Source organism: Burkholderia sp. E168m23 (assembly GCF_016586125.1).
Lineage (GTDB): Bacteria > Pseudomonadota > Gammaproteobacteria > Burkholderiales > Burkholderiaceae > Burkholderia > Burkholderia orbicola.
This window is the reverse complement of sequence record NZ_BCPP01000311.1, coordinates 1-6940: the sequence shown is the minus strand read 5'-3', so window position 1 is coordinate 6940 and position 6940 is coordinate 1. Positions and strand designations below refer to the sequence as shown.

General features: G+C 68.4%; 6 protein-coding genes. 3 read left to right on the top strand and 3 right to left on the bottom strand.

The window, feature by feature from the left end:
• Positions 1-235: 235 nt before the first annotated feature.
• From JMF90_RS17270 to JMF90_RS17260, 3 genes are all read right to left on the bottom strand, one after another.
• Positions 236-1876, bottom strand: a complete 1641-nt coding sequence (locus tag JMF90_RS17270; protein WP_077179790.1) for an ABC transporter substrate-binding protein — start codon at positions 1874-1876, stop codon at positions 236-238.
• Between the two features lie 77 nt (positions 1877-1953).
• On the bottom strand, positions 1954-2529 hold the full coding sequence (locus JMF90_RS17265) for a GNAT family N-acetyltransferase (protein ID WP_077179791.1): 576 nt from the start codon (positions 2527-2529) through the stop codon (positions 1954-1956).
• Positions 2526-3665, bottom strand: a complete 1140-nt coding sequence (locus tag JMF90_RS17260; protein ID WP_077179792.1) for an MsnO8 family LLM class oxidoreductase — start codon at positions 3663-3665, stop codon at positions 2526-2528. Before JMF90_RS17260 ends, JMF90_RS17265 begins: the two co-directional genes overlap by 4 nt.
• 332 nt (positions 3666-3997) lie before the next feature.
• On the opposite strand from JMF90_RS17260, the gene JMF90_RS17255 reads away from it, so the two are divergent.
• From JMF90_RS17255 to JMF90_RS17245, 3 genes are all read left to right on the top strand, one after another.
• Positions 3998-5305 carry an NtaA/DmoA family FMN-dependent monooxygenase gene (locus tag JMF90_RS17255; protein WP_077179793.1) on the top strand — a complete coding sequence of 436 codons (1308 nt, stop codon included), beginning with the start codon at positions 3998-4000 and terminating at the stop codon, positions 5303-5305.
• Between the two features lie 177 nt (positions 5306-5482).
• On the top strand, positions 5483-6286 hold the full coding sequence (locus JMF90_RS17250; protein WP_201317281.1) for a transporter substrate-binding domain-containing protein: 804 nt from the start codon (positions 5483-5485) through the stop codon (positions 6284-6286).
• 4 nt (positions 6287-6290) lie between these two features.
• Positions 6291-6940, top strand: a 650-nt coding sequence (locus tag JMF90_RS17245; protein ID WP_201325256.1) for an ABC transporter permease subunit, incomplete at its 3' end; no start/stop codon positions are given.

Genomic DNA, 6940 nt, shown 5'->3' with positions numbered 1-6940 from the left:
CGGCGCGAGATGCACGGCGGCGAACGACAGCGTGACTGCGGCCCACAGCACGAGCGCGCCGGTGGCGAGCCGCGTCGCGATCGGCGAACGCAGCCAGCGGCGCCATGCGGCCGGCGGCGCAGCGGTAGGCCGCGCGTCCGGGACGGAGACGAAAGCGGACGACGGACGGTTCATGGTCGATTCTCCTGTCGGGGCAGCGCGATGGGCGATGCGAGGCAGGCCGGCAAGCGTCGGCTTACTTCTTCACCCACACGTCGTACGGGTTCTCGGGCATCTGCGCGAACGAGCGGAAGCGCAAGCCCTGGACCGCCTTCGCGGCGGCGATCTGGTCTTCCGGCTCGTACAGCGGCAGCGCGTACGCCTGCTCGTTGATCGCGAAGTGCTGCAGCTCGCCGTACAGCTTCTTGCGCTCGGCGACGTTCTGCGTGCGCGCGGCCGCCTGCAGCCAGCGCGTCAGCTCGGGCGCCGCCGCACGGCTGTAGTTCAGCGCGCCGCCGCGATCGACGGGCAGGTAGTGGCCTTCGATGTCGATGCCGTCCGGCGGCGTGTTCGAGTTCGCGATCGAGCCGAACTTGCCGCTCTTGCGCGCCTCGACGTACGTGCCGTCGTCGACGTACTGGATCTTCAGGTCCACGCCGAGTCGTTGCCGCGCTTGCGCCTGCAGCGCCTGCAGCAGCACGTCGCGCTGGTCGCGCACGGTCGCCTGCGCCTGGACGACCGCGATCGTCAGCCGCTCACCGTTCTTCGTGCGGAAGCCGCCGCTGTCGCGCGCGCTCCAGCCGGCTTCGTCGAGCAGCTGGTTCGCGAGCTTCGGGTTGTTGCCGTAGGTCTTTTCGATCGACGCGTCGTAGAACGGATCGATCGGCGACGTGATGCCCCATGCGCGCGTGCGCTCGCCGCGGTAGATCGATTGCACGATGCCGGTCGTGTCGAGCCCTTCGAGCAGCGCGCGGCGCACCTTCACGTCCTGCGTCGGGCCGTAGCCGACGTTCAGGAACAGCGAGTACGGCGTGCCGGTGTTGAGCGCGCGGCGGTAGGTGAAATCGGCGTTCTTGCGGATCAGCGCGGCGTCGTTGCCGGACACGCCTTCGATCACGTCGACCTGGCCGGACAGCAGCGCGCCGGTGCGGACCGACGATTCGGGCAGGAACCGGTAGACGACCCGGTCGAGATACGCGGGGCCCTGGTGGCCGGCGGTCGGCGGCGCCCAGCGATAGTCGGGATTTTTCGCGAACTCGATTTCCTGGCCCTTCACGTAGCGGCGCAGGATGAACGGGCCGGTGCCCGCGATGTCGGGGCCGCCCGATTTCAGGCCGGGGCGGTCGAATGCGTTCGGCGACAGCAGCGGCAGCCGGCCCGCGAAGGTCAGGAACGGCGCATACGGCGCGTCGAGCGTGATGACGACCGTGTGCTCGTCCGGCGTCTTGACGTCGGCGACGTGCGAGATCAGCCGCGCGAGCTGGCTGCCGGCCGCATACGACAATTCGCGCGCATTCAGGAAATTGCGGGCGACGGCCTTCGCGTCGAACGGCGCGCCGTCGGTGAATTTCACGCCGTCGCGCAGCGTGAACGTATAGGTCTTGCCGTCGGCGGAGACCTTGTAGCCGGTCGCGAGCCACGGCACGTAGCTGCCGTCGGGCTTTTGCGCGAGCAGGCTTTCGTACGCGTTGCGCAGCAGCAGCTCGACCTTGTCCTGGCCGTTCAGTTGCGGGTTCAGCGTGCGGGGTTCGGTTTCGACGCCCCAGGTCAGCGTGCCGCCCGCGACGGGTGCGCCCTGGGCAAACGCCGTATGCGGCAGCGCGAGCGCGAGCAGCAGCGCAGCCGAGACGGTGCGGCGCGACGCGCGCAGCGCGGAATCCGGAAATGCGATTGTCATGCGAGAAAGCCTTTTACGAGGTGGATAGCGGTGGATGTGGTTCGCGTCGTTTATGTGGGTCGGCGCGGTACGTCACGTCACGCGTTCGCGTGGATGCGTTCGCGGTCCCGGGCGGTGTCGTCCGCGGCTGCGCCCGGGTAGAGATCCGGGATCAGGATTTTTCTCAACCAGACGAGCGGCGTGCCGAGCGCGTTCGTCGAGCGGTCGAACGACTGGTAGCCGCTGCGCTCGTAATACGACTGCAGCCACGGATGGTTGGTCGCGGTCGCGAGATACGTCGCAGGCGCCTTGACTTGCGACGCCAGGAACTGCGTCTCGACGTGCGCGATCAGTGCGTGCCCGAATCCTTGTCGCTTGAACGCGGGGGCGACTGCGAACCAGTGCAGGAACGGATACGGCGTGCGATGGCGTTCGCCGGACACCCACGGAAACCGCACGGTCAACGTGGCCGCGAGCGCCGTGCGGCCGTCGGGTGTCGCGTGTTCGAGCACGAACGTCGTTTCCCGCGCGACGGTCTGCGCGACGCGTTCGATCGGCGAGCGCGTGATCGTGAAGTGCACGCCCTGCGCCGCGAGCGGCGCGTAGGCGTCCTGCAGCAACGCGTAGACGGCCGGCACGTCGTCCGCGCCGGCGATGCGGATCGTATCGGTCATGGCGCGGTGCCTTCGAAGTCCGGTTGTCGTGCGTTCGGACGTGCATTCGCTTCGTCGCGCGCCGCCGCCGTGTCGCGATCGTCGGCACGCACGCCGGCCAGCAACCGCAGCGACGCAATCCGCGGTGCGGCATCGGCGACCGGCGTGTCGACGACGAATTCGGCAATCCCGTGACGACGATGCAATGCGTCGAGCTCGCGCAGCACGTCGTCGCGCGTGCCGTGCACGATCCGTGTTTCGCGCGGCTCGATCCGGTGCGGGCCGCCGCCGGCCTGGCGGATGTATGCATGCGCCTGTTCGAGACTGCCGACGTTGACGGCGGGCGTGTCGCCTACCTGCACGCGAAAACCCTGATGTCCGCTCGCGAGCTGCGCCGCCGTGTCGCGGGTGTCGGCGACGATCGCGGAGACGGCCAGCAGCGGCGTGCGGCCGCCCGACGCTTCGCGATAGGTGTCGAACGTGCGTTCCAGATCCGTCGCGGAGGCATTCAGATGCGATGCGTAGACGAACGCCCAGCCGAGCCGCGCGGCGAGCGTGGCGCTTTCCGCGCTCGCGCCGAGCAGGAACGGTTGCGCGGGCACCGGCGGGCGTGGCGTCGCATGCAGCGTGGCGGCGTCCTGGCCGGCCGCATCGGCTGTCGCATCGTCACCTTCGAGATGGCGATTCAGCTCGTCGGCCAGGTCGGCGAACGACGCGCGCCGCGCCGGATCGTAGCCGGCCTGCAGCGCGCGCGTCGACAGCGGCAGGCCGCCCGGCGCCTTGCCGATGCCGAGATCGACGCGGCCGGGCGCGAGCGACGCGAGCAGGTTGAAGTTTTCCGCGATCTTGTACGGACTGTAGTGCTGCAGCATCACGCCGCCCGATCCGACCCGAATGCGCCGCGTATGCGCGAGCACGTGCGCGATCAGGATTTCCGGCGACGGGCATGCGAGCGCGGCGGTGTTGTGATGTTCGGCGAGCCAGTAGCGGTGATAGCCGGCCGTATCGGCGAAGCGTGCGAGCGATACGCTGCGCGCCAGTGCGTCGGCGGCGGTTTCTCCGGGTGCGACGGGGCTCTTGTCGAGCACGCTCAAGCGGAACGGCAGCGCGGACAAAGCGGACAAATCGAAGTGGGAACGGAGGGCGTCGAACGTCATGATGATGCGATCGGCGCGGGTCGAAACGGCCTGATCAACGGATTTTGCATGCCGAATTATTTTGCGTCGACGTTCGCACGGTCAAACAATCAAGAAGAATATCGAAAGCCGAAAATATTCGTTCCGGCCGCCCGGGGGGCTTGCGCTATGGTCGTTGGCTGCGCGCCTCGCGGCGCGTGCGTGGAGCCTGCCCGACGATCCGACGCGCGTACGCTCGCCGTCGCGCTGTTCGCGGGCACGCTCCGATTCTCCGATCGAACTGAATCACGAGGAATGCGAATGATCCAGCAACGCGAACGACGTAAGGCCATCACGGCGACCGGAGCCGCGTCATGAGCGGCGCACGCAGACGGCTGAAGACGCTCGTCGGCGCGGCGAGCGTGCTCTACGCGCCCGGCGATGCGGATGTCGCACAGGGCGTGCGGCGCGCGGCGTCGCTCGCGCGCAAGGCGGAAGCCGAGAAGATCACCGGCCTCTTTACCGCCGACCTGCTGCAGGCCGATGCGGCCGGCCTCGCCGGGACCACCGGCAGCCAGGAGCCGATCGTCGCGCTGGCGGCGCTGAGCCAGGCGACATCGGCCATCGGGCTCGTCGCGACGGTGTCGACGACGTATCACCATCCATACAACCTCGCACGGCTGATCGGCACGCTCGATCACGTGAGCGGCGGCCGCGCCGCGTGGAACGCGGTCACGTCGTCGGTCGGCGAGGAGAATTTCGGCGATGCCGCGTTGCCCGACCCGGAGCAGCGTTATGCGCGCGCGGCCGAATTCGTCGAAGTCGTCAACGCGCTGTTCGACGCGAACGATCCGCGCGCGACGCGGCGCGGGCCGGGCGGCGGCATCTCGGTCGATCCGTTGAAGCTCGGCGCGATCGACTATCGCGGCGCGCATTTCCAGGTGCAGGGGCCGCTGAACGTGCCGCCGTCGCCGCAACGGCGGCCGGTGCTGTTCCAGGCGGGGCAGTCGGCGAGCGGCGTGGCGCTCGGCGCGCGGTATGCGGAAGTCGTCTACACGTCGCAGCCGACGCTCGACGATGCGCGCCTGTTCGTCGCCGAGCTGCACCGGCAGGCGGCCGCATTCGGTCGCGGCGACCGGCCGCCGCTCGTGATGAACTCGTTTCATTCGGTGATCGGCGAATCCGATGCCGACGTCGCGCGGCGCTTGCGCGACAAGCATGAACGCATCGATTACGAACAAGGCAGGCTGAAGCTCGCCGACATGCTGGGCGGCGGCGTCGACCTGAGCGGCCTGCCGCTCGACCAGCCGTTGCCGGCATCGCTGCTGCCGGCGATCGACAGCGTGCACCGCCGGCGCGGACGCGTGGCGATCTTCGTCGGCTACGCGCGCCAGCGGCTGACGCTGCGCGAGTTGATCATCCGCGCGCAGGAGACCGGCCACTGGTTCGTCGCCGGCACGCCGGAGCAGCTCGCCGACGCGATCGAGACGCGTTATCGCGCGGGGCTCGTCGACGTGCTGTCGCTGCACGGGCTCGGTCAGCCGGACCAGGAGGACCTGCTGCTCAACGGCTTGCTGCCCGAATTGCGGCGGCGCGATCTGCTCGATACCGACTATGTGGGCGGCGATTTCCGCGCGAATCTGGAACTGCCGGCGTTGCGGCGCGAGGCCGTGGCGGCGTGAGCGGATGACCCGCGTACCGGGCGAGGACGTTGGCCGGTGCGCGGTTCGGCGCATATCGCGCGATCAGATATCCATCGCAAAAATAACCATTTGGTACACGCTTCGGCGCGCATTACAGTCACGCCTCCTGCCGGCTGCCACGCCGGTCGTTCCGACGTTATTTCAGAAATGCGCCACATGAATCGTTTGATGCGTTCCAGGGTCCGCCGTGTCGCGGCCGTGCTGTTCGTGCTCGGCCTCGCGCCGATTTCCCATGCGGCCCAGCCGACGTTGCGCGTCGGCATCGACGCCGAGTCGTACCCGCCGTTCTTTTCGAAGGACGCCGGCGGCAAGTGGAAGGGCTGGGAAATCGACGTGCTCGATGCCGCGTGCGGCAAGCTGAACGTACGGTGCGAGCTCACCGACATTGCGTGGGACGGCCTGATTCCGGCGTTGCAGAACCGCAAGATCGACGTGATCTGGTCGTCGATGACGATCACCGGCGAGCGGCAGAAAGCCATCGATTTCAGCCGTGCTTATTACGAATCGCCGACGGTGTTCGTCGGCGCGAAAAGCGACCGGCGCCGTGTCGACTGCGCGGTGCCCACGACCTTCAAGGGCAGCGTGATCGGCGTCGAGGCCGGCACGAACTTCTCGGCGTTCCTCGATGCCCGCTTCAAGCAGGACGCGCAGATCAAGGCGTTCGACAAGTTCGACAATGCGCTCGCGGATCTGGTGTCCGGCCGCGTCGACTACGTGCAGGAAGGCAAGGGACTGTTCACGGCGTTCCTCGCGTCGCGCGACGGCAAGGACTTCGAGGTCAAGGCCACGTGCGCGGACAATCCGGTGCTGGGCCTCGGCATCGGCGCGGGCGTGCGCCACGGCGATGCGCTGCGCGGCAAGCTGTCGACCGCGATCGCGCAATTGCAGCAGGACGGCACGTGGGATGCGATCACCGCCCGCTATCCGAACCTGAAGGGCACGATCGAGAAGGGTCGTTGAGCGCATGGCCGCGGACGATTCGCTGCTCGCGTTGCTCGCCTTCGGCGACGGCGGTTATGGCCGCGTGTTCGCGGGCGCGTTCGCGCTGACGTTCGGCGTCGCGGCCGCGTCGTTCTGCACCGGCGTGCTGCTCGGCATCGCCGGCGCGCTCGGCAAGCTGTCGCGATACGCGGCGCTCGTGTGGCTGGCGCGGCTCTACACGATGCTCGTGCGCGCGCTGCCGGAGCTGTTGTGCCTGCTGCTCGCGTTCTACGCGGTCGCACCGGCCATCGAGAACGCGCTGCGCGGCAGCGGCATCGTCTCCGGCGACTTCGCGTTCGATCCGTTCGTCGTCGCCGCGCTGTCGCTCGGTTTCATCCAGGGTGCGTATCTCACCGACATCTTCCGCGCGGCGCTCGCCAACGTGCCGGTGGGCCAGATCGAAGCCGCGCACGCGTACGGGATGACGCCGTGGCAGACGTTCGCGCGCATCCGGCTTCCGGCCGCGGCGCGGCTCGCGCTGCCGGGCGTCGGCAACGTGTGGCTGAACGCGACCAAGGACGCGTCGTTCATCAGCGTGCTCGGATCGTTCACGGATCTGCTGAAGGCGAGCCAGCTCGCGGCCGGTGCGACGCGGCACTACGTATTCTTCTATCTGGTCACGGCTGCGCTGTT

Bases quoted from the DNA above. Each gene is read 5' to 3' on its own strand.
- JMF90_RS17260 (WP_077179792.1), bottom strand. From the start codon at position 3,665: ATGACGTTCGACGCCCTCCGTTCCCACTTCGATTTGTCCGCTTTGTCC.
- JMF90_RS17250 (WP_201317281.1), top strand. From the start codon at position 5,483: ATGAATCGTTTGATGCGTTCCAGGGTCCGCCGTGTCGCGGCCGTGCTG.
- JMF90_RS17255 (WP_077179793.1), top strand. From the start codon at position 3,998: ATGAGCGGCGCACGCAGACGGCTGAAGACGCTCGTCGGCGCGGCGAGC.
- JMF90_RS17270 (WP_077179790.1), bottom strand. From the start codon at position 1,876: ATGACAATCGCATTTCCGGATTCCGCGCTGCGCGCGTCGCGCCGCACC.
- JMF90_RS17265 (WP_077179791.1), bottom strand. From the start codon at position 2,529: ATGACCGATACGATCCGCATCGCCGGCGCGGACGACGTGCCGGCCGTC.